This is a genomic window from Streptococcus sp. D7B5, from assembly GCF_029691405.1.
In the GTDB taxonomy this organism is placed as follows: Bacteria; Bacillota; Bacilli; order Lactobacillales; family Streptococcaceae; genus Streptococcus.
In genome coordinates this window covers 579,508-602,913 of record NZ_CP121467.1, presented here as the reverse complement: position 1 = coordinate 602,913, position 23,406 = coordinate 579,508, and the positions used below count along the sequence as shown (strand labels likewise).

At 41.2% G+C, this 23,406-nt stretch carries 22 protein-coding genes and 1 tRNA gene; 20 read left to right on the top strand and 3 right to left on the bottom strand.

Features of this window, described 5'->3' with window-relative positions:
* Positions 1-104: 104 nt before the first annotated feature.
* The 17 genes from P8P68_RS02895 (at position 105) to P8P68_RS02815 (ending at position 18,052) form a co-directional block, all read left to right on the top strand.
* The gene (locus P8P68_RS02895; protein ID WP_001220359.1) at positions 105-464 is read left to right on the top strand and encodes a YbaN family protein; all 360 of its coding nucleotides are present in this window, start codon (positions 105-107) and stop codon (positions 462-464) included.
* A 93-nt stretch (positions 465-557) separates the two neighbouring features.
* The gene (locus P8P68_RS02890) at positions 558-1,190 is read left to right on the top strand and encodes a copper homeostasis protein CutC (protein WP_000638807.1); all 633 of its coding nucleotides are present in this window, start codon (positions 558-560) and stop codon (positions 1,188-1,190) included.
* A gap of 43 nt (positions 1,191-1,233) precedes the next feature.
* Entirely contained in the window at positions 1,234-1,890 is a 657-nt protein-coding gene (locus tag P8P68_RS02885) for an MmcQ/YjbR family DNA-binding protein (protein WP_278276130.1), read from the top strand.
* 314 nt (positions 1,891-2,204) lie between these two features.
* The gene (locus P8P68_RS02880; protein ID WP_278276129.1) at positions 2,205-3,767 is read left to right on the top strand and encodes a 2-isopropylmalate synthase; all 1,563 of its coding nucleotides are present in this window, start codon (positions 2,205-2,207) and stop codon (positions 3,765-3,767) included.
* 11 nt (positions 3,768-3,778) lie between these two features.
* Positions 3,779-4,816, top strand: coding sequence for a 3-isopropylmalate dehydrogenase (gene leuB, locus P8P68_RS02875; protein ID WP_278276128.1), 1,038 nt, complete (start codon positions 3,779-3,781; stop codon positions 4,814-4,816).
* Positions 4,813-5,082: a DUF1294 domain-containing protein gene (locus P8P68_RS02870; RefSeq protein ID WP_278276127.1), complete on the top strand. Its 270-nt coding sequence runs from the start codon at positions 4,813-4,815 to the stop codon at positions 5,080-5,082. The genes leuB and P8P68_RS02870 overlap by 4 nt, the downstream gene beginning before the upstream one ends.
* A 3-nt stretch (positions 5,083-5,085) precedes the next feature.
* Entirely contained in the window at positions 5,086-6,468 is a 1,383-nt protein-coding gene (leuC, locus tag P8P68_RS02865) for a 3-isopropylmalate dehydratase large subunit (RefSeq protein WP_278276126.1), read from the top strand.
* A 9-nt stretch (positions 6,469-6,477) separates the two neighbouring features.
* Positions 6,478-7,071, top strand: a complete 594-nt coding sequence (leuD, locus tag P8P68_RS02860; protein WP_278276125.1) for a 3-isopropylmalate dehydratase small subunit — start codon at positions 6,478-6,480, stop codon at positions 7,069-7,071.
* A gap of 26 nt (positions 7,072-7,097) precedes the next feature.
* Positions 7,098-7,877, top strand: a complete 780-nt coding sequence (locus tag P8P68_RS02855; protein ID WP_278276124.1) for a Sua5/YciO/YrdC/YwlC family protein — start codon at positions 7,098-7,100, stop codon at positions 7,875-7,877.
* Between the two features lie 181 nt (positions 7,878-8,058).
* On the top strand, positions 8,059-9,684 hold the full coding sequence (locus P8P68_RS02850) for an AAA family ATPase (protein WP_278276123.1): 1,626 nt from the start codon (positions 8,059-8,061) through the stop codon (positions 9,682-9,684).
* Positions 9,671-10,975, top strand: a complete 1,305-nt coding sequence (locus P8P68_RS02845) for an McrC family protein (RefSeq protein ID WP_278276294.1) — start codon at positions 9,671-9,673, stop codon at positions 10,973-10,975. The genes P8P68_RS02850 and P8P68_RS02845 overlap by 14 nt, the downstream gene beginning before the upstream one ends.
* A gap of 172 nt (positions 10,976-11,147) precedes the next feature.
* Positions 11,148-12,134 (top strand): GMP reductase, encoded by a 987-nt coding sequence (locus P8P68_RS02840; protein ID WP_000931163.1) that lies wholly within the window; start codon positions 11,148-11,150, stop codon positions 12,132-12,134.
* Between the two features lie 67 nt (positions 12,135-12,201).
* Positions 12,202-12,273 (top strand) — tRNA-Arg (locus P8P68_RS02835).
* A gap of 172 nt (positions 12,274-12,445) precedes the next feature.
* Positions 12,446-13,144 carry a ribonuclease III gene (gene rnc / locus P8P68_RS02830; protein WP_070567509.1) on the top strand — a complete coding sequence of 233 codons (699 nt, stop codon included), beginning with the start codon at positions 12,446-12,448 and terminating at the stop codon, positions 13,142-13,144.
* Positions 13,135-16,674 carry a chromosome segregation protein SMC gene (gene smc, locus P8P68_RS02825; RefSeq protein ID WP_278276122.1) on the top strand — a complete coding sequence of 1,180 codons (3,540 nt, stop codon included), beginning with the start codon at positions 13,135-13,137 and terminating at the stop codon, positions 16,672-16,674. The genes rnc and smc overlap by 10 nt, the downstream gene beginning before the upstream one ends.
* Positions 16,675-16,816: 142 nt before the next feature.
* Positions 16,817-17,743, top strand: a complete 927-nt coding sequence (locus tag P8P68_RS02820; protein WP_000633651.1) for a bifunctional riboflavin kinase/FAD synthetase — start codon at positions 16,817-16,819, stop codon at positions 17,741-17,743.
* A 147-nt stretch (positions 17,744-17,890) separates the two neighbouring features.
* Complete coding sequence (locus P8P68_RS02815; RefSeq protein WP_000627735.1) at positions 17,891-18,052, top strand: hypothetical protein; 162 nt, start codon at positions 17,891-17,893, stop codon at positions 18,050-18,052.
* Between the two features lie 183 nt (positions 18,053-18,235).
* Here P8P68_RS02815 and P8P68_RS02810 read toward each other — a convergent pair whose 3' ends face one another.
* The 3 genes from P8P68_RS02810 to P8P68_RS02800 are packed head-to-tail and all read right to left on the bottom strand — an operon-like array spanning position 18,236 to position 20,088.
* Entirely contained in the window at positions 18,236-19,054 is an 819-nt protein-coding gene (locus tag P8P68_RS02810; RefSeq protein ID WP_278276121.1) for a TIGR03943 family protein, read from the bottom strand.
* Positions 19,051-19,956, bottom strand: a complete 906-nt coding sequence (locus tag P8P68_RS02805; RefSeq protein WP_000151876.1) for a permease — start codon at positions 19,954-19,956, stop codon at positions 19,051-19,053. Before P8P68_RS02805 ends, P8P68_RS02810 begins: the two co-directional genes overlap by 4 nt.
* On the bottom strand, positions 19,957-20,088 hold the full coding sequence (locus P8P68_RS02800; protein ID WP_000268696.1) for an SPJ_0845 family protein: 132 nt from the start codon (positions 20,086-20,088) through the stop codon (positions 19,957-19,959).
* Positions 20,089-20,218: 130 nt separating this feature from the next.
* Between P8P68_RS02800 and P8P68_RS02795 the strand changes: the two genes are divergently transcribed.
* Genes P8P68_RS02795 through P8P68_RS02785 form a run of 3 tightly spaced genes read left to right on the top strand, consistent with a single transcriptional unit; the run spans position 20,219 to position 23,110 of the window.
* A complete protein-coding gene (locus tag P8P68_RS02795; protein ID WP_278276120.1) occupies positions 20,219-22,348 on the top strand; it encodes a Tex family protein in 2,130 nt (709 codons plus the stop codon).
* The gene (locus P8P68_RS02790) at positions 22,335-22,778 is read left to right on the top strand and encodes a SprT family protein (RefSeq protein WP_278276119.1); all 444 of its coding nucleotides are present in this window, start codon (positions 22,335-22,337) and stop codon (positions 22,776-22,778) included. Before P8P68_RS02795 ends, P8P68_RS02790 begins: the two co-directional genes overlap by 14 nt.
* Positions 22,779-22,837: 59 nt before the next feature.
* A complete protein-coding gene (locus P8P68_RS02785; RefSeq protein WP_001092796.1) occupies positions 22,838-23,110 on the top strand; it encodes a PspC domain-containing protein in 273 nt (90 codons plus the stop codon).
* Positions 23,111-23,406 lie beyond the last annotated feature (296 nt).

Genomic DNA, 23,406 nt, shown 5'->3' with positions numbered 1-23,406 from the left:
TGCAGAGTCCTGAAAATAAATTTCAGGCTCTTTTTACTTGAAGCTTGACAAATTTCCTCACTTTGTGGGAAACTAGTAGAAGATTATTTCAATTAGGAGAAGACATGCGTATTATTTACCTAAGTATTGGTTTTATTTCTTTAGCCTTGGCTCTTGTTGGGGTTGTCTTGCCCCTCTTGCCAACAACACCCTTCCTTTTGCTATCAATTGCTTGCTTTTCCAAGTCTTCAAAGAGATTTGAAGACTGGCTTTATCATACAAAGCTTTATCAGACTTATGTAGCGGACTTTCGGGAAACCAAGTCAATCGCGCGTGAACGAAAGAAAAAAATTATCGTATCTATCTATATCTTGATGGGGATTTCTATTTATTTTGCCCCTCTTTTACCAGTCAAAATCGGTCTGGGAGCCCTGACTATCTTTATTACCTACTATCTCTTTAAAGTCATTCCTGACAAAGAATAGATAAAAATAGTAGTTATTTGCCTTGATAAAAATGAAAGCATATTTAAAATAATATGATATAATAAATTTAAAGAAAACATCAAGGAGAATCAAATGATTTACGAATTTTGTGCTGAAAATGTGACCTTGCTTGAAAAAGCGATGCAGGCTGGAGCTCGTCGAATCGAACTTTGTGACAATCTAGCAGTGGGTGGAACAACACCTAGCTATGGAGTGACCAAGGCGGCGGTTGAACTGGCAGCTAACTACGACACCACCATCATGACCATGATTCGTCCCCGTGGTGGCGACTTTGTCTATACTGATCTTGAAATAGCGATCATGCTAGAAGACATTCGTTTGACTACTCAGGCTGGAAGTCAAGGGGTTGTATTTGGGGCATTAACTGCTGATAAGAAGTTGGATAAGCCTAATCTTGAGAAGCTGATTACCGCATCTAAAGGAATGGAAATTGTCTTTCACATGGCCTTTGATGAATTAAGTGATGAAGACCAGTTGGAAGCCATTGACTGGCTCAGCCAAGCCGGAGTCACTCGTATCTTAACTCGTGCTGGAGTTTCTGAGGACTCGCTAGACAAACGTTTTGCTCACTATCACAGAATTTTGGAACATGCAAAAGGTAAAATTGAAATCTTACCAGGTGGAGGAATTGACTTGGACAACCGTCAAACCTTTATCGACCAACTTGGTGTGACTCAATTGCACGGTACCAAGGTTGTCTTTTAAAAAATAGAAAGGAACTGCTAGCTTTGGGTAGCAGTTTTCACTTATGTTTGAAATTTTTAAATCCTATCAGTTTAATCAAGAAAAAGTTCGTGCCTTCGGTTTTATAGAAAATGAGGGAGTCTGGTCCTACAGTTTCCAGATTTTGGATGGAGACTTTGTCATGATTGTGTCCATCACTACAGATAATGTGAGTTTTCAAGTTTTTGATCAGGAGACTGGTGACCTTTATCCTCAAGTCCATATGGAAAGCATGAGAGGGACTTTTGTTGGAAGTGTCCGTGAGGCTTGTTTGGAGATTCTCTATCAGATTCGGAAGGCTTGTTTTGATGTGCAGGATTTTATCTGTCCTCAGACTAAGCGCATCATGGCTCAAGTTCAGGAAAAGTATGGTAATCAGTTGGAGTATCTGTGGGAAAAATCGCCTGATACAGCTGTATTGCGCCATGAAGGCAATCAAAAGTGGTATGCTGTTTTAATGAGAATTCCTTGGGATAGGCTAGATAAGGGGAGAGAAGGGCTAGTCGAAGCAGTTAATATCAAACACGACCAAGTAGCTGACTTGCTTTCACAAAAGGGTATTTATCCAGCTTTTCATATGAATAAACGCTACTGGCTTAGTCTGGCGCTTGATGATAGTTTGCAAGATGAAGAAGTGATAGAACTCATCGAAAGAAGTTGGAACTTGACTGTGAAAAATTAAAGAAAGTTACTTGATTTTTCAAATACTTTCAATTAGCAAAATATTCTTTACTGAAGAAATTTTCAGAAAATAATGGATTTTTTCTTGACAAGTGTTTTTAGCTATGCTAAAATACTAAACAAGATATCAAACGAAGGAGAAAGTCAAACATGAAAACAGCTAAGTTTAATCAATTTGCTTTGTTGTTGAGGTACTCGGGCTAGTGCAAAAGCATTAGTCCTGTTTGGCTTACCAAGCGGGAGTAAATCAACATCTCGCTTGGGCTTCTAAGCGAGATGTTTTTTTAAAACCACATTTGGAAAAGGGGAAATCTTATGCGTAAAGTTGAATTTTTTGATACAAGCCTTCGTGATGGGGAACAAACACCTGGTGTTAACTTTTCAATAAAGGAAAAAGTTTCCATTGCAAGACAGCTAGAGAAATGGGGAATTTCTGTAATTGAAGCTGGTTTTCCGGCTGCTAGTCCAGATTCATTTATAGCCGTTCAAGAAATTGCTAGAGCCATGAAAAAAACAGCAGTGACAGGATTAGCTCGTTCTGTAAAATCTGATATTGATGCTTGTTATGAGGCGCTTAAGGATGCCAAGTATCCACAAATTCATGTCTTTATCGCTACCAGTCCGATTCACCGCAAGTATAAGCTCAATAAAAGCAAGGAAGAGATTTTAGAAGCTATCAAGGAACATGTTTCTTATGCTCGTTCTAAGTTTGAAATCGTCGAATTCTCTCCTGAAGATGCGACTAGAACAGAGTTGGATTTCCTCTTGCAAGTCGTTCAAACAGCGGTCGATGCAGGTGCATCTTATATCAATATCCCTGACACAGTTGGCTTTACGACTCCAGAAGAGTTTGCACGTATCTTTGATCACTTGACTGAAAATATTAAATCAAATCATAAAGTTGTCTTTGGTGTCCACTGTCACGATGATCTCGGTATGGCAACTGCAAATACTTTGATAGCAATTAAACACGGTGCTGGACGTGTCCAGGGAACTATTAATGGTATCGGTGAACGCGCAGGTAATGTTGCTCTTGAAGAAGTAGCTGTTGCTTTGAAGATTCGTGAGGATTTCTTCCAAGCAACTAGTGATATTGTTTTGGATGAAACAATGAATACGTCTGAAATGGTTTCTCGCTTCTCTGGTATTCCAGTTCCTAAAAACAAGGCTGTGGTTGGTGGTAATGCCTTCTCCCACGAGTCTGGTATTCACCAAGATGGAGTCCTTAAAAATCCTCTCACTTATGAGATTATCACACCTGAATTGGTCGGGGTTAAGAGTAATAGTCTTCCGCTTGGTAAATTGTCTGGTCGCCATGCCTTTGTTGAAAAACTAAGAGAACTGGCCCTAGATTATACAGAAGAGGATATCAAACCACTCTTTGCTAAGTTCAAGGCGTTGGCAGATAAGAAACAAGAAATCACAGATGCAGATATTCGAGCTCTGGTCGCTGGTACCATGGTTGAAAACCCAGAAGGCTTCCACTTTGATGATTTACAACTTCAAACTCATGCAGATAATGACATTGAAGCTCTCGTTAGCCTAGCAAATATGGATGGTGAGAAAGTCGAATTCAATGCAACAGGGCAAGGCTCTGTTGAAGCAATCTTTAACGCTATCGATAAGTTCTTTAACCAATCTGTCCGCTTGGTGTCCTATACTATTGACGCGGTAACAGATGGAATCGATGCCCAAGCTCGGGTTTTGGTCACTGTTGAAAACAGAGATACAGAAACTATCTTTAACGCAGCAGGTCTTGACTTCGATGTATTGAAGGCTTCGGCTATTGCCTATATCAATGCCAATACTTTTGTTCAAAAAGAGAATGCAGGTGAGATGGGGCATAGCGTTTCCTACCGAGACATGCCTAGTGTGTAAAGGAGAAGGCTATGACAAAGAAAATAGTAGCACTAGCAGGGGATGGAATCGGTCCAGAAATCATGGAAGCTGGTTTAACGGTTCTGGAAGCTCTAGCTTCAAAAACAGGCTTTGACTATGAAATAAATAGACGCCCCTTTGGAGGTGCAGGTATTGATGCTACAGGGCATCCCTTACCTGATGAAACCCTCAAGGCATGTAGAGAAGCAGATGCTATTCTCCTAGCGGCTATCGGTAGTCCCCAGTATGATGGAGCAGTGGTTCGCCCTGAACAAGGCTTGCTGGCTCTTCGTAAGGAACTCAATCTCTATGCCAATATTCGCCCTGTAAAAATCTTTGATAGTCTTAAGCATTTATCACCTCTCAAACCGGAACGAATTGCTGGTGTAGACTTTGTCGTGGTGCGTGAGTTGACAGGTGGTATCTACTTTGGGGATCATATCCTTGAAGAGCGAAAAGCGCGTGATATCAACGACTACAGCTACGAAGAAGTAGAGCGGATTATTCGCAAGGCATTTGAAATTGCAAGAAGTCGCAGAAAACTCGTTACCAGTATCGATAAGCAAAATGTTCTAGCGACATCAAAACTCTGGCGGATAGTAGCTGAGGAAGTTGCGCAGGATTTTCCAGATGTGACCTTGGAACACCAGTTGGTGGACTCAGCTGCCATGCTCATGATTACCAATCCTGCTAAGTTTGATGTCATCGTAACGGAGAATCTTTTCGGAGATATCTTATCTGATGAATCAAGCGTTCTATCTGGCACGCTTGGAGTCATGCCATCAGCTAGTCATTCTGAAAAAGGTCCAAGTCTTTATGAACCTATTCATGGTTCGGCACCTGATATTGCAGGTCAAGGAATTGCCAATCCTATTTCCATGATTTTATCTGTTGCTATGATGTTGAGAGATAGCTTTGGACGTTATGAGGATGCAGAGCGTATTGAGCGTGCTGTTGAAGCTAGTTTAGCGGCTGGCATTTTAACAAGAGATATTGGAGGACAGGCTTCGACCAAGGAAATGACAGAAGCCATCATTGAAAGATTATGAAGATAAATGAAGGAATCACGCTTGCCCTCTTGATTTGGAATTTGCTGATTTTCTTGATTTATGGCATTGACAAATCCAAGGCAAGAAGAGGTGCTTGGCGCGTCCCAGAGAAAATCTTACTCATTTTAGCCTTTACTTTTGGTGGTTTTGGTGCCTGGTTGGCAGGAATCATCTTTCACCACAAGACTAGAAAATGGTATTTTAAAACAGTTTGGTTTCTCGGGATGGTGACCACACTAGTAGCCTTATATTTTATTTGGAGGTAATGGATGGCAGGAAAATCGATTTTTGATAAATTATGGGACCGTCATGTCATCACAGGAGAAGAAGGGCAGCCCCAACTCATGTATGTGGACCAGCACTATATTCATGAAGTGACTAGTCCCCAAGCTTTTCAAGGATTACGAGATGCAGGCCGCAGATTGAGACGACCAGACTTGACATTTGGGACCTTTGACCACAATGTACCAACGGTCAACATCTATGATATTCGAGATGTCATTTCTAAGGCCCAAATTGATAAGCTTGCTGAAAATGTTGAGGAGTTTGGGATTGAACATGCTGCCCATGGTTCTGAAAAGCAGGGCATCGTTCACATGGTAGGTCCAGAGACAGGACGGACGCAACCAGGAAAATTCATCGTTTGTGGAGACAGTCATACAGCTACTCACGGAGCTTTCGGAGCTATCGCCTTTGGAATTGGGACCAGTGAGGTCGAGCATGTCTTTGCTACCCAGACCCTTTGGCAGGTCAAACCCAAGAAAATGCTGATAGAATTCACTGGTGTTCCTCAAAAAGGAGTTTATTCTAAGGATTACATTCTCGCCTTAATTGCCAAGTATGGCGTTGCTTGTGGTGTAGGATATGTGGTCGAATATCGTGGACAAGCGATTGATGCACTGACCATGGAAGAGAGAATGACTATCTGCAATATGTCCATCGAGTTTGGTTCTAAGATGGGAATTATGAATCCAGATCAGACCACCTATGACTATCTCAAGGGACGGGAATGTGTTCCAGAGGACTTTGAGGAGGCGGTTGCCGACTGGAAAAACCTAGTTAGCGATGAGGATGCTGTTTATGATAAAGTTATCCGGATGGATGTTTCAGACTTAGCTCCTATGGTAACCTGGGGAACCAATCCTGCTATGGGCGTCGACTTTGACAGTAGCTTCCCAGAAATTAAGGATATGAATGATGAACGAGCTTATCATTACATGAACTTGGAGCCTGGTCAAAAGCCAGCGGACATTGAACTAGGCTATATCTTTATCGGGTCTTGTACCAATGCTCGGCTCAGTGACTTACAGCTGGCTGCGCGATTTGTTAAAGGGAAGAAAATTGCTCCCAATCTAACAGCAATCGTAGTACCAGGCTCTCGTCCTGTGAAACGAGCTGCTGAGAAGTTGGGCTTGGATAAGGTTTTCTTAGATGCTGGCTTTGAATGGAGAGACCCTGGTTGCTCAATGTGCCTAGGGATGAATCCGGACAAAGTCCCTGATGGGGTCCATTGTGCCTCAACTAGTAACCGCAATTTTGAAGATAGACAGGGATTTGGTGCTAAGACCCATCTCTGCAGTCCAGCCATGGCAGCGGCAGCAGCTATCGCAGGGCGTTTCGTAGATGTTCGGCAAATGCCAGAGGCCCAGTAAGGAGAGGATATGGAGAAATTTACAGTTTATACGGGAACGACCGTTCCTCTCATGAACGATAACATAGACACCGACCAAATACTCCCCAAGCAGTTTCTCAAGTTAATTGATAAGAAAGGCTTTGGTAAGTATCTCATGTATGCTTGGCGTTATCTGGACGATAACTATACTGAGGATCCAGACTTTGTTTTTAACCGACCAGAATACCGTAAAGCCAGTATCCTCATCTCAGGGGATAACTTTGGGGCTGGTTCTTCGAGGGAACACGCAGCTTGGGCTCTAGCTGACTATGGTTTTAAGGTCGTGATTGCAGGATCTTTCGGGGACATTCATTACAATAATGAACTCAATAATGGCATGTTACCAATTGTTCAGCCTAGGGAGGTTAGAGAGAAACTAGCCCAACTCAAACCGACAGATCAGGTAACTGTGGACTTGGAACAACAAAAAATCATCTCACCAGTTGGAGAATTCACTTTCGAAATAGATAGCGAGTGGAAACACAAGCTTTTAAATGGTTTGGATGATATCGGAATTACTTTGCAGTATGAAGACTTGATTGCTACCTATGAAAAACAACGACCAGCCTACTGGCAGGATTAGAAAAATAGAAAAGGAAATATAGAACTATGACAAAACACATTCAATGGAACGGAACACTTTCTCAAGAAGGCTATGACATTTTAAAAGGTGAGGGCGGATGCATTGTATGCCCTACAAAAGTTGGTTACATTATCATGACGAGCGATAAGGCAGGTCTTGAACGCAAATTTGAAGCCAAAGAGCGTAACCGTAACAAACCAGGTGTTGTACTTTGTGGTAGCATGGACGAGCTACGCGCTTTAGCACAACTCAACCCAGAAATTGAAGCCTTCTACCAAAAACATTGGGACGAAGACATTCTCCTCGGTTGTATCCTTCCATGGAAACTAGAAGCCTTTGAGAAATTGAAAGCATACGGTGATGGTCGTGAAGAACTCATGACAGACGTTCGTGGTACTAGCTGTTTTGTCATCAAGTTTGGTAAAGCTGGTGAACAGTTGGCTGCTAAACTTTGGCAAGAAGGTAAAATGGTCTATGCCTCATCTGCAAACCCATCTGGAAAAGGAAATCGCGGTAAGGTGGAAGGTATCGGAGAACGGATCGAAGGAGCAGTGGACCTTGTCATCGAGGCAGATGACTATGTGGCTTCCATCCAACCGGACAAAACGATTGAAACGCGCTACGAGCAAGGTGTGATGGTTTCTATGGTCGATAAGGACGGAAAACTCATCCCAGAACAAGGAGGAGCCCGTTCAACTTCACCAGCACCAGTTGTGATCCGCAAAGGGCTTGACATTGATAAAATCATGATGCACCTGTCAGATACCTTTAACTCATGGGACTACCGTCAGGGTGAGTATTATTAAGATAAAAAAGAAGTCTAGTGTTAAGAGACATTGAAGCTCCTAACGCTGGGCTTTTTCTTTAGAAATTCTTTTCTTTTTTAAATAGATATGATATTCTAGGAGTGGACTGTGGTTAGAAGATAATTTAGCAAAAGTCAAATGAATTATCATTAAATATTGTGTTTTGAAATGGAAAAATTTTATGGAGAATATAGTGAACTTTTGGTTAATTGCGATTCCTACGCATAAAGGTATATGGGATGATTTTATAAAAAATAATAAACTTTCTATTGATTTTTCAAATTATAATATTTCAGATTTATTTAAATATAACAATTATCGGGAGCTTCCTGCTGGGGATAAACAAAAGAAGTTTATATGGCAATTTGCACATAAAATTAAAGTTGGCGATATTGTGATAGCTAAGAAAGGAATATCAAAATTTTATGGAATCGGAAAAGTAATTAAATCCTACTATTATGAATCATCAAAAGAAAAGTTCAACCATTCTATTGGTGTAGAATGGTTGAAAATTGGTGAATGGAACATGGGTAATAACACAAACAGACATACAGTGTATTGGGATAGAAATTCAGAACGTATCAATTTATATAAATCCATTCTAAATGGTACATACAGAAAAAATATAGAGAAAGTTGTTATGAATAAAAATATTAACGATTATTTAGATAAATTAAAAAAATCCAAAAACCTCATCCTCCGTGGTGCTCCTGGCACAGGAAAAACTTATCTTGCTAAAGAAGTTGCCAAAGAATTAACGAATGGCAACGAAGACCAAATCGACTTTGTACAATTTCACCCATCTTATGACTATACGGATTTTGTGGAGGGTTTAAGACCAGTATCAAATGGGGATGGAGCTATTGAGTTTAAATTGCAAGATGGTATTTTTAAGCAGTTTTGCCAGAAGGCTAAAGAAGCTCAGAAGACTGGAGGTCAAGATAATTTTGATGAAGCTTGGGCTAAGCTAACGGATGCTATCAATGAAAAGCAAGGACAATACTTCTTCCCTCGTAGTTCTGTTCCAGCTAGTTTAAATAGCCAAGGGAATGTGAAGTTTGATTCTCCTGTTGCTACCAAAGAAAAAGTGTATCTTTTGTACAAGGGTGAAGATACTAATTTAAAGTACGAAACTTATCAAAACATTGTTTTGGATCACATGAAAGAAAGTTATGGATTATGTGATTATGTATCTCCAACGATTGACACAGACAAGAAATTCGTCTTCATCATCGATGAAATCAACCGTGGGGAGATTTCTAAGATTTTTGGTGAACTCTTTTTCTCTATCGACCCTGGCTATCGTGGTGAAGAGGGATGTGTTTCTACTCAGTATGCTAATTTACATGAAACTGATGAGAAATTTTATATCCCTGAAAATGTCTATATTATCGGAACTATGAATGATATTGACCGTTCAGTGGACACCTTTGATTTTGCTATGCGTCGTCGTTTCCGTTTTGTTGAAGTTACTGCTGAAAGCCAACTATACATACTTGATGAAAAACTAGGTGAATATGCTGAAGAAGCTAAAACTCGACTAAGGAATTTGAATGTTGCTATCGAAAATGTTCAGGAGCTAAACAGTCATTATCATATCGGACCAAGTTATTTCCTTAAGTTGAAGGATGTGGATTTTGACTATGAGTTACTCTGGTCTGATTACCTCAAACCTCTATTGGAAGATTACTTACGTGGTTCTTATGAGGAGGCCGAAACTCTGGATACATTGAAAAAAGCATTTGATCTGACAAATAACGAGCAAACAAATCAGCAAGAGACTGGTGATAATGATGCGGATAACTGATAATCATTATAAAATTGCTAGAGAAGATTTTGTCGCAGAATTTCCCAAACTAAGTCAAGCCCTTCTTGATAGAACACTGGATAACCTTTCTATAGAGGACAGTATCTTTATTTTCCCAAATGATTTAAAGAATTCTTCTGACTTAGAAAGGGATCAAAAAATCTTTGAAACGTTCAATCAGGAAATTAAGACTGGGAATGTGATTGGTTTTCTGGGCTGTGGTCAGGAAAGATTAACGATTTCCTCTCGTTTTTCTGATGAATATAATGACCACTTTTTGCATTATCTTTTACAAAAGGTTCTCAATATCAATCTGACTAGTTTAGATGTCGGTCTATCTCCTGAAGATAAACTCTATCAACTCTTGGTTTACCTCTTTCCCAAGTATCTGCAAGCTGCTCTCAGAAAAGGTCTTTATAAGGAATACCAGCGATTTTTCCATAACGATAGTCATGTAAAGGGGGTACTAGATGTTGGAAATCATCTGAAAAAAAATCTCCCTTTTATGGGAAATATTGCCTATACTACTAGGGAATTTACCTATGATAATCCACTCATGCAGTTGATTCGGCATACGATTGAGTACATAAAGATTCAAAAAAGTTTTGGAGCACTACTCGATAGTAATCGTGAAAATATGGCAGAAATCGTGCGAGTAACCCAATCTTATAAACTCGCTGATCGTGCTAAGATTATCAGAATGAATAAAACGAAATCCATCCGACACGCATACTTCAGAGAGTACAGAAAGTTGCAAGAGCTTTGCCTGATGATTCTAAATAGAGAGAAGCATGGGTTAGGATATCAAGAGCAAAAAATCCATGGTATTCTCTTTGATGTTGCCTGGCTTTGGGAAGAGTATGTTCATACCTTGTTGCCAAAAGGTTTCATTCATCCACGAAATAAAGATAAGACGAACGGAATTTCAGTATTTTCTGTTGGGAAACGAAAGGTATATCCAGATTTTTATGACAGAGAACGAAAGATAGTTCTAGATGCAAAATATAAAAAACTGGAGTTCACTGAAAAAGGAATTAACCGCGAGGACTTGTTCCAGCTGATTTCCTATTCTTATATTTTAAAAGCTGAGAAAGCTGGACTGATTTTCCCTAGTATGGAGCAGTCAGTAAATAGTGAAATAGGAAAACTAGCTGGCTATGGAGTTCAATTGAAGAAGTGGTCTATCCAAATCCCTCAGAATGCCTCATCCTATAGTGCATTTTGTAAAATGATGGAAAACTCCGCAGAAATTTTTAAAGCGATTATTGATGAAGAAGTGGGGAGAAAATAATCTCTTCACTTTTTTGATATTTATATAAGCAATTCCCGAACAATATTCTTTTATAAATGAAACTATTTGACAAAAACTGTACTTTTGTTTATAATAAATTAAGGAAACGTTGCAAAAGGCGTAGGGATGCGCAAGCATAGGTAGGTCATTACAAAAGAAACGAGACATCGATATGTTAAATGAATTTCCAATTTTTGATTACGAAGATATTCAGTTGATCCCAAACAAATGTGTCATTAAAAGCCGTGCAGAAGCAGACACGAGTGTCACACTTGGAAATCACACTTTCAAACTACCTGTTGTTCCAGCCAATATGCAGACGATTTTGGATGAGAATGTTGCAGAGCAACTGGCTAAAGGCGGATACTTCTACATTATGCACCGTTTTGATGAAGCGGGGCGCATTCCTTTTATCAAACGCATGCACGACCAAGGCCTCATTGCTTCCATTTCTGTCGGTGTCAAGGATTACGAGTATGATTTTGTTAGCCAACTCAAGGCTGATGCTCCTGAGTATATCACGATTGATATTGCTCATGGTCATGCGGATAGCGTGATTTCTATGATTCAACACATCAAGAAAGAATTGCCAGATACTTTTGTCATTGCTGGCAATGTGGGGACACCAGAAGCTGTTCGTGAATTGGAAAATGCCGGTGCGGATGCTACTAAGGTTGGAATCGGTCCTGGTAAGGTTTGTATCACCAAAGTCAAGACTGGTTTTGGTACAGGTGGCTGGCAATTGGCTGCCCTACGTTGGTGTGCTAAGGCTGCGCGTAAACCAATCATTGCTGATGGTGGGATTCGTACTCATGGTGATATAGCCAAGTCTATCCGTTTCGGTGCCAGCATGGTCATGATCGGTTCCCTATTTGCAGGACATATCGAAAGCCCAGGGAAAACGATCGAAGTTGATGGGGAACAGTTCAAAGAATACTATGGTTCAGCTTCACAGTATCAAAAAGGCGCTTACAAAAATGTGGAAGGCAAACGCATCTTACTGCCTGCTAAAGGACATTTGCAAGACACCCTTACTGAGATGGAGCAGGACTTGCAAAGTGCTATTTCCTACGCAGGTGGACGCAAGGTTGCTGACCTCAAACACGTTGATTATGTTATCGTGAAAAACTCTATCTGGAATGGGGATGCATCCCACTAATGGATGGATAGTCCACCCATAAAAAACTTGTTATTAGAGCAAATTTCTGTTATAATAAGACAAGTTTCCACCCTTAGTGTAATGGATATCACGTAAGATTCCGGTTCTTGAGATGGGGGTTCGATTCCCTCAGGGTGGATGTAAATAGCCTAAGAAAGCCTTAAATAAGGCTTTTTTCTTTATACTGTCCCTAAAATTGAAAATTGTCTTCTAAAAAATGCTCAAATCCCCTCTAGTCCCGTTTTAAAGTGACTCAGGGGGCTTTTTTTGATATAATAAAAGGGACTGTTATCAGTTAGAAAGAGGTTGGTATGAAAGAATTACAAACTGTACTAAAGAAGCGTTTTGCAATCGAATTTGCAGATAAAAAGCTACTAGAAACTGCCTTTACTCATACGAGTTATGCTAATGAGCACCGCCTCTTAAAAATTTCACACAATGAGCGCTTGGAATTTTTAGGAGACGCTGTTCTGCAATTATTGATTTCAGAATATCTGTATAAAAAATATCCCAAGAAACCAGAGGGAGATTTGTCTAAACTCCGTGCTATGATTGTCCGTGAGGAGAGTTTGGCTGGTTTTGCGCGTGATTGCCAGTTTGATCAGTTTATCAAGCTAGGAAAAGGAGAAGAAAAGTCTGGTGGGCGCAACCGTGACACCATTCTTGGAGATGCCTTTGAAGCCTTTTTGGGAGCATTGCTTTTGGACAAGGATGTTGCTAGAGTAAAAGAGTTCATCTATCAGGTCATGATTCCCAAGGTTGAAGCAGGTGACTTTGAAATGATTAAGGATTACAAGACGCACCTTCAAGAGTTACTCCAGGTCAATGGAGATGTGGATATTCGCTACCAGGTGACCTCTGAAACGGGACCTGCTCATGATAAGGTTTTTGATGTAGAAGTTCTGGTTGAGGGCAAGAGTATCGGAAAAGGTCAAGGCCGTTCTAAAAAATTGGCAGAACAAGAGGCCGCCAAAAATGCAGTTGAGAAAGGGCTGGATTCATGTATTTAAAGGAGATTGAGATTCAGGGATTCAAGTCCTTTGCTGACAAGACCAAGGTCGTCTTTGACCAAGGTGTGACAGCTGTCGTTGGGCCCAATGGTTCTGGGAAATCAAACATCACAGAAAGTCTGCGATGGGCCTTGGGAGAGTCCAGTGTCAAGAGTCTTCGTGGTGGCAAGATGCCTGACGTTATCTTTGCTGGGACTGAAAGTCGTAAACCGCTCAATTATGCCTCTGTTATCGTGACCTTGGACAATGAAGATGGCTTTATCAAGGATGCGGGGCAAGTTATTAAGGTAGAACGCCATATCTATCGTAGTGGTGATAGCGAGTATCGGATTGATGGCAAAAAAGTTCGCTTGCGTGATGTGCACGACCTTTTCTTGGATACAGGTTTGGGACGGGATTCATTCTCTATCATTTCTCAAGGGAAGGTTGAGGAAATTTTTAACTCCAAGCCCGAAGAACGCCGAGCTATTTTTGAAGAAGCTGCTGGGGTTTTAAAATACAAGACTCGTCGAAAAGAAACAGAAAGCAAACTGCAACAAACTCAAGACAATCTCGACCGCTTAGAAGACATTATCTTCGAGTTGGATAATCAAATCAAGCCCCTTGCAAAACAAGCTGAAAATGCTCGTAAGTTTCTTAACTTGGATGGTCAACGCAAGGCGATTTACTTGGATGTACTGGTTGCTCAAATCAAGGAAAATAAGGCCGAACTAGAGCTGACAGAAGAAGAGCTAACGCAAGTTCAGGAACTCTTGACCAGTTATTACCAAAAACGTGAAGAGTTAGAATGGGAAAATCAAACTCTTAAAAAGAAACGCCAGGATCTCCAAGCTGAAATGGCCAAGGATCAAGGAAGTTTGATGGATTTGACCAGTCTAATCAGTGACTTAGAGCGAAAACTAGCCCTATCAAAACTGGAATCCGAGCAAGTTGCCCTTAATCAACAAGAAGCACAAGCCCGTTTGACGACTTTGGAAGATAAGAGACAGGCTCTAAGTAAGGAAAAGGCTGAAAAAGAAGGGAATTTGGAACAGTTAGAGGAAAGTCTAGCTGAAAACAACAAGGAACTCAATCGTTTAGAAGCGGAGTTGTTGGCATTTTCAGATGATCCTGACCAAATGATTGAGCTCTTGCGTGAACGTTTTGTGGCTCTTTTACAAGAAGAAGCGGATGTCTCAAACCAGTTGACCCGCATCGAGAATGAACTAGAGAACAGCCGTCAGTTATCTCAAAAACAAGCAGATCAACTTGAGAAACTGAAAGAACAACTGGCTACAGCTAAAGAGAAGGCCAGTCAACAACAGGCTGAGCTTGAAACTGCCAAGGAGAAAGTTCAGAAATTATTGGCTGACTACCAAGCTAGTGCCAAGGAACAAGAGGAGCAGAAAGTTTCTTACCAAGCCCAGCAGAGCCAACTCTTTGATTGTCTAGACAGTCTCAAAAACAAGCAGGCTAGAGCCCAGAGTTTGAAAAACATCCTAAGAAATCATAGTAATTTTTATGCGGGTGTTAAGAGTGTTCTTCAAGAAAAAGCCCGTCTTGGTGGGATCATTGGTGCAGTCAGTGAACATTTGACCTTTGATGTGCATTATCAAACTGCCCTAGAGATTGCGCTTGGAGCTAGCAGTCAGCATATCATCGTAGAAGATGAAAATGCGGCAACCAAGGCGATTGATTTCCTCAAACGTAACAGAGCTGGTCGTGCAACCTTTCTTCCACTGACGACTATCAAGGCTCGTACGATTTCTAGTCAGAATCAAGATGCTATCGCAGCAAGTCCAGGCTTCCTTGGTATGGCTGATGAGTTGGTGTCGTTTGACAAGAGATTAGAAGCCATTTTTAAGAATTTGCTAGCTACGACGGCTATCTTTGACACCGTAGAACATGCGCGTACGGCAGCTCGCCAAGTTCGTTATCAGGTTCGCATGGTGACGCTTGATGGTACCGAATTGCGTACAGGTGGTTCCTACGCGGGTGGTGCTAATCGTCAAAACAATAGTATTTTCATCAAGCCAGAGCTGGAGCAATTACAAAAAGAAATTGCTGAAGAAGAAGCTAGTTTGCGATCAGAAGAAGAAAGTTTGAAGATATTGCAAGATGAGATGGCGGTATTGGCAGAAAGATTAGAAGCCATCAAATCTCAGGGTGAGCAAGCTCGTATTCAGGAGCAAGGTTTGTACCTCGCTTATCAACAAACCAATCAGCAGGTCGAAGAACTGGAAACGCTTTGGAAACTTCAAGAAGAGGAATTAAATCGCCTATCTGAAGGAGATTGGCAAGCGGACAAGGAAAAATGCCAAGAGCGCCTTGCAACTATCGCCAGTGAAAAGCAAAATCTGGAAGCTGAGATTGAAGAGATTAAGTCTAACAAAAACGCTATTCAAGAACGTTATCAAAACTTGCAGGAACAAGTAGCGCAAGCACGCTTGCTTAAGTCAGAACTGCAAGGACAAAAGCGGTATGAAGTGACTGATATTGAACGACTAAGTAAGGAATTGGATAATCTGGATCTCGAACAAGAGGAAATTCAGCGCCTTCTCCAAGAAAAGGTTGATAATCTTGAGAAAGTGGATACGGATTTGCTAAGTCAGCAGGTGGAAGAGGCCAAAACTCAGAAAGCCAATCTTCAACAAGGTCTGATTCGCAAGCAGTTTGAATTGGATGATATCGAGGGTCAACTGGATGATATTGCCAGCCATTTGGATCAGGCTCGCCAGCAGAACGAAGAGTGGATTCGCAAACAAACACGTGCTGAAGCCAAGAAAGAAAAGGTCAGCGAACGCTTGCGCTATCTACAAGCTCAATTAACTGACCAGTACCAGATCAGCTACACTGAGGCTCTAGAAAAAGCGCATGAGTTGGAAGACCTCAATCTGGCAGAGCAAGAGGTTAAGGATCTTGAGAAGGCTATTCGCTCACTCGGTCCAGTCAATTTGGATGCTATTGAACAGTACGAAGAAGTCCACAATCGTTTGGATTTCCTAAATAGCCAACGAGATGATATTTTGTCTGCGAAAAACTTGCTTCTTGAGACCATCACAGAGATGAATGATGAGGTTAAGGAACGCTTTAAATCAACCTTTGAGGCTATTCGTGAGTCCTTTAAAGTGACCTTTAAACAGATGTTTGGCGGTGGTCAGGCAGACTTGATATTGACTGAGGGTGATCTTTTAACAGCTGGTGTGGAGATTTCTGTTCAACCACCAGGTAAGAAAATCCAATCTCTCAACCTTATGAGTGGTGGGGAAAAAGCCCTATCAGCTCTGGCTCTGCTCTTCTCAATCATCCGAGTTAAGACCATTCCTTTCGTCATCTTGGACGAGGTAGAAGCGGCGCTGGACGAAGCCAATGTTAAACGTTTTGGGGATTACCTCAACCGCTTTGATAAGGATAGTCAGTTTATCGTCGTGACCCACCGTAAGGGAACGATGGCGGCAGCGGATTCTATCTATGGAGTTACCATGCAAGAATCAGGTGTGTCTAAGATTGTTTCGGTTAAGTTAAAAGATTTAGAAGAAACAGTAGACTAGTTACTAAATGATAGCATCTCTTAGGAGGTGCTATTTTTAAAACTAAAGTGCTACATTTTCTCTTAAGGTCAGTTCAGGCGCAAAAAACGACATTTGGGATTTCCTCTTAGCGAAAAGACTTTCTCTATGATATAATAGTTTCATGATTACAACAGTACCTATTAAGAACGAAAAAGATATTGCAGTACCAGGTAATACAGTCCTTGTACTAGGTTATTTTGATGGCATCCACAAGGGGCATCAGAAACTCTTTGAAGTGGCCAGTAAGGCTTCAATGAAGGACTATCTGCCAGTTGTCGTGATGACCTTTACAGAGTCGCCAAAACTTGCCTTACAACCTTACCAACCTGAACTCATGCTTCACATCGTCAATCATGAGGAACGAGAGCACAAGATGAAGTGGCACGGAGTAGAGGCTCTTTTCCTACTTGACTTTAGTAGCAAATTTGCTAGTCTAACGGGTCAAGAATTCTTTGATACCTATGTTCGAGCTTTAAAACCAGCGATTATTGTAGCAGGATTTGACTATACCTTTGGCTCAGATAAGAAAACTGCGGATGACCTGAAGGACTATTTTGATGGAGAGATCATCATTGTTCCTCCAGTTGAGGATGAAAAGGGCAAGATTAGTTCTACACGGATTCGTCAGGCAATTCTTGATGGAGATGTAAAGGAAGTCAAGCATCTGCTCGGCACTCCGCTCCCATCTCGTGGAATGGTCGTTCATGGAAATGCTCGTGGGCGGACTATTGGTTATCCAACAGCCAATCTGGTCCTAAGAGACCGAACTTACATGCCAGCGGACGGTGTTTACGTAGTCGATATCGAAGTGCAACGTCAGAGATATCGTGGCATGGCAAGTGTTGGGAAAAATGTTACTTTCGATGGAGAAGAACCACGTTTTGAAGTCAATATTTTCGACTTTTCAGACGATATTTACGGTGAGACAGTCATGGTCTACTGGCTGGACCGTGTTCGCGATATGGTCAAATTTGACTCCATAGAAGAACTCGTAGACCAACTCCAGAAAGACGAAGAGATTGCTCGGAACTGGAAGGATGGAGAGTAGAAGAGTTAAAAAAGTGAACCATATTATGGGTTTGCTTTTTTATTTTTGAAAGAAATTTTTATAGAGAGAAACATAATTGAAGCTTGATTGAAAATCTGTTAAAATAGTGATATTCATAACTTTAAAAATCAAAGAAAAGAGACTAATATGATTACAGGCGAATTCAATATTCCAAGTGGTGAAATTATCTTTACTCCTGAAGAATTGGATCATCAGGTCTCTTATGTATCTGATGATGCCTTTAACTTGAAATTGGATACAATTTTTGATGAATACGACGATGTTTTCAAAGCTTTGTTGGAAAGATGACAGTCTATTTAACAGAAAAGCAAATTGAAAAAAATGATAAGCTATTCTAAATGGGTTTCTGAACATTCTGTCAGAGAAAAGAACAAAAAGTAAGCTAGTTTGTTAGATTGAAATGAGTATAAGAAAAAAATGAAGAGACAATATTGGAATTCTGTAATACAGAAATTCTGATATTGTCTCTTTTTATTGAAACACGCGATAGACATAAGGATTTTCTGGTTTGTCTACTTTTGTGAAACTCTCAACCTCTAGTGTTGGGAGTTTTTGTTTGAGCTCTTTATGGTAGTGGAGAGTCAGGGTTCCGCTAGCGGTGATCCAAGTATTGTCAGGATACTGGCGTGAGTTCCCCTTTGTCAAGAGTCCATATACACCAGAATCGGCGATACAGTGGATGATTCCAAAGCGAAAGAGGAACTGGCTATCTGGATGGCTAGGATCGTTATAGACAAAGCCTGTAAATTCGATTTTCTTTCCTTCAAACTCTTGAGGGTAGTCATAGAGAACTTCCATGACCTCCATATAGTTTTCATCAGTGATTTGAATGGTTGGTTGGGTGAGGTATTTGTCAGCTGTAGACCTCATTTCCTTTTCATAAGCAGATTTGGAAAAATAGGTGCTGGTATCGGGTTTGAGGTATTGACTGGATGTTCCTTCGCTTGCCTGAATAGCAGTATCGATTCCCTCAGCAAGTGGGAAATGGTATCCCTTAGCAGACACGGTTCTCGAGTCCAAACTTACTGTCGGAAAGGCAACCCCAATCAACAGAGGTAGTGACAGTAACAGGAGGCTGATTCGTCTAGCTCGACGACTTTCTAAATGGCTGCGAGAGTTGATTTTCTTGATCCAGATATAGAATTGGACCAGAGCCAATAGAAGAGAAAGGAGCATGGAAATATAGACTAGATAGGAATAGTGGAGGTTAATGTAGTGACTGAGCTTGCCAGAAAGCTGCAGATACAGAGTTAGGGCAAAATAACCCAGTAAAATGAAAAATCGCATCATAGCAACACTCCAAACATGTAAGAATAAAGCAAGACAAGCACTGTCACAATACCCATAAATTGCCAGATGAAGCGCACTTTGAGATAGTGTTTCATCATGAGGAGATTTTTGATATCAAGCATGGGGCCTATGATCAGAAAGGCAAGGACTGGCGCTAGGCCGAAGCTCGAGAGGAGAGAAGCTCCGATAAAGGCGTCCGCCTCGCTACAAAGAGAGAGGAGAAAGGCTAGAAACATGAGCAAGAGAATCGCAAGGACTGGACTTGCACTGATAGAGGTCAAGATCCGAGTCGGGACATAGACCTGCACGATAGCCGCAAAGAGACAGCCAAAGACCAAGTAACGCCCCATATCGAAAAACTCATCAATAGCTTGTATAAAGATCTGAAACACTTTTCTAGCGGGACCCAAGTGTGAAAAGTCATGTTCATGGCAAGCGATAGGATTCTCTTTTTGAATGGGTTCCTTCCAGAAAAATCCTAGGAAAATCCCCAGAATCAAAGCAATCACAATAGCTCCCAGAGCTCGCAAGAAGGCAAGTTTTATTGAATTGCCAAAGGCAGAATATGTGGCGAAAAGAACGATAGGATTGATGATGGGAGCAGTCACCAGAAAAGGAACCGCTGTGTAGCTGGGCACTTTCTTTTCCAGAAAACGATTGATAATCGGAACGATACCACATTCGCAAGAAGGAAAGAGAAAGCCAATGAAGGTACCAAAAAAGATCCTCCCCCAACGATTGCGAGGGAGAAACTCATAAACTTTATCAGGTGTGATATAGACCTCAATCAATCCCGAAATGAGACTCCCAATCAAGACAAAAGGAAGGGCTTCAATCATGATGGAGAGAAAAATAGCTCCCGCTTGTAATACACTAGGAGGAAGAGATTGGAAAATCGTCATCTATTTTTTCTTCTCAACTTTTTCTTTTTTATCTTTGTCATCTGGAAAAGTGACTTGTGTTAAGTCAGGAAGTTTTGCGAATTCTTCAAACATCTTGTCCAAGTCATCCGTTTTTGTAAATTTAACAGCCATGGGCCTACCTCTTTTCTACATTCTACCTCTATTATACTATTATTTTGTGGAAAAGGGATTATTTTGATAATCAAAGAGGTAAAAAAGGGTAGGGCGAAACAAGGGCTGTTCCTTATGGTATAATAGGTATATGGATAAAAAATATGAAAAAATCTCCCAAGATTTGGGTGTAACCTTAAAGCAAATCGATACCGTTCTAAGTTTGACCGCTGAAGGAGCGACAATTCCCTTTATCGCCCGTTATCGCAAGGACATGACTGGTAGTCTGGATGAGGTAGCGATTAAGGCCATTATTGATCTGGATAAAAGTCTGACAAATCTCAACGATCGTAAAGAAGCTGTCTTAGCTAAGATTCAAGAACAAGGCAAACTAACCAAGGAATTGGAAGCAGCTATTTTGGCAGCTGAAAAATTAGCAGACGTAGAAGAACTCTACCTTCCTTATAAGGAGAAACGTCGTACCAAGGCAACCATTGCCCGTGAAGCTGGACTCTTTCCTCTTGCTCGCTTGATTTTGCAGGATGTAGCTGACTTGGAGAAAGAAGCTGAGAAGTTTGTCTGTGAAGGATTTGCGACTGGTCAAGAAGCCTTGGCTGGTGCGGTTGATATCTTGGTCGAAGCCTTATCCGAAGATGTCAATCTACGTGCTATGACCTATCAGGAAGTGTTGAGACACTCTAAAATCACTTCGCAAGTCAAGGGTGAAAATCTCGATGAAAAACAAGTTTTTCAGATTTATTATGATTTTTCAGAGACAGTTGGCAACATGCAGGGCTATCGTACCTTGGCTCTCAACCGTGGGGAAAAATTAGGTATTTTGAAGGTTGGCTTTGAACATGCGACGGACCGTATCTTATCTTTCTTTGGTGCTCGTTTTAAAGTCAAAAATGCCTATATAGATGAAGTTGTCCAACAGTCAGTTAAGAAAAAGGTATTGCCTGCTATTGAGCGACGCATTCGGACAGAGTTGACTGAGAAAGCGGAAGAAGGGGCTATCCAACTCTTTTCTGACAATCTGCGCAATCTCCTCTTGGTTGCTCCGCTGAAAGGGCGCGTGGTTCTAGGATTTGACCCAGCCTTTCGTACAGGTGCCAAGCTAGCTGTCGTTGATGCAACAGGGAAAATGCTGACGACTCAAGTCATTTATCCAGTAAAACCAGCCTCCGATCGTCAAATCGAAGAAGCCAAGCGAGACTTAGCCGACTTGATCGGTCAGTATGGCGTGGAAATTATTGCCATCGGAAATGGAACGGCCAGTCGTGAAAGTGAAGCCTTTGTGGCGGAAGTTCTGAAAGATTTTCCAGAAGTCAGCTATGTTATCGTCAATGAAAGTGGCGCTTCTGTCTATTCTGCTAGTGAACTAGCTCGTCAGGAGTTTCCAGACTTGACCGTTGAAAAACGCTCTGCTATCTCGATCGCTCGACGTTTGCAAGATCCCCTTGCTGAATTGGTCAAAATTGATCCCAAGTCAATCGGTGTCGGTCAATACCAGCACGATGTCAGTCAGAAGAAACTGTCTGAGAGTCTGGACTTTGTCGTAGATACGGTGGTTAACCAAGTCGGTGTCAATGTCAATACAGCCAGCCCAGCTCTTCTTTCCCACGTAGCTGGACTCAATAAAACCATTTCTGAAAATATCGTCAAATACCGTGAGGAAGAAGGAAAAATCACTTCACGTTCTCAAATCAAGAAGGTTCCTCGTCTAGGTGCCAAAGCCTTTGAGCAAGCTGCAGGTTTCCTCCGTATTCCTGAAAGTAGCAATATCCTTGATAATACAGGAGTTCATCCAGAGAACTATGCTGCGGTTAAGGAGCTTTTCAAACGCTTGGATATCAAGGAGTTGAATGAAGAAGCACAAAATAAGCTTAAGTCCCTTTCAGTTAAGGAGATGGCGCAAGAACTAGATCTTGGCCCAGAAACCCTTAAAGATATTATTGCCGACCTTCTCAAACCAGGTCGAGATTTCCGTGATTCTTTTGATGCACCTGTACTCCGTCAAGATGTCTTGGATATCAAGGATTTAAAAGTCGGCCAGAAACTGGAAGGTGTGGTGCGGAATGTCGTTGACTTCGGTGCCTTCGTTGATATCGGGATTCACGAGGACGGCTTGATTCATATTTCCCATATGAGTCGTAAATTTATCAAACATCCCAGCCAAGTGGTGTCAGTTGGAGATTTGGTAACGGTTTGGGTTAAAAAAATCGATACTGAACGTGAAAAAGTTAATCTGTCGCTCTTAGCTCCAAATGAAACTGACTGAGTACGTTCAGTTTGTTTCCCTCGAAGACTTTGGTAGACCTTTTACCCACCAAGTCCAGTGGAATTCTCGTCTGCGAACGACAGGTGGACGATTTTTCCCCAAGGATGGGCACTTGGACTTTAATCCCAAGGTTTATCAGGAACTAGGTTTGGAAGTCTTTCGCAAAATCGTACGCCATGAACTCTGTCACTATCACCTTTATTTTCAGAAAAAGGGTTATCGACATAAGGACCGAGATTTTAAGAAACTTTTGAAGGAAGTTGATGGGCTACGCTTTGTCCCACCTTTGAGAGCCCAAAGTAGTTACCTAGTCTATCAGTGTCAATCCTGCCAGCAAACTTATCAGCGCAAGCGTAGGATTGATACCAAGCGCTATCGTTGTGGCGTCTGCCGTGGCAAACTCGTCATCTTAAATCGGCCTAAGGACTGATGTTTGTGAACCTGTTTCATGCTATACTACTTGTAAGAATACCGAAAGAGGAAACAATCATGAATACAAAATTTTATAAAATGAGACGAAATCGTATGGTGTCAGGAGTTTTAGCTGGGCTATCAGACAAGTGGAATTTTGATGTAACCCTAGTCCGCTTTCTCTTCGCCATTTTTACCGTAGCAAATTTTGGAATTGGTGTGATAATCTACATCATCCTTGCCTCTATCCTGCCAACTAAGGAAGAAATCGATGCCGAAATGTACGGAACAGGACCACGCAAACGTAAGGAAGCCCAAGCCATTGAAGACAATGATGGCTGGTTTTGGTGAGTCAGTTTTGAAAATAGTTTATAGACATTTTCCTTATTTCTCAAAGTCATCAGAAAAAGAAGTGAACCTTTACCCTTGCATTAGCAAGGGTTTTCTTCTTGCCTTTCTTTTATGGTAAAATGTTGATAGCGAAATTGCTTGATATTCTTCAATCTTACAAAAATGTAAGATTAAAGTCTCTTTTGTAAGGTTAGGTTATGGCAGGCTGTCTTTTTTTGCGATAAACTAGACTCATAAAGAACAAAGGAGTAAAACCATGAAAAGAATTTTACAAAAGAAAAGAAGAAAACCAAGTC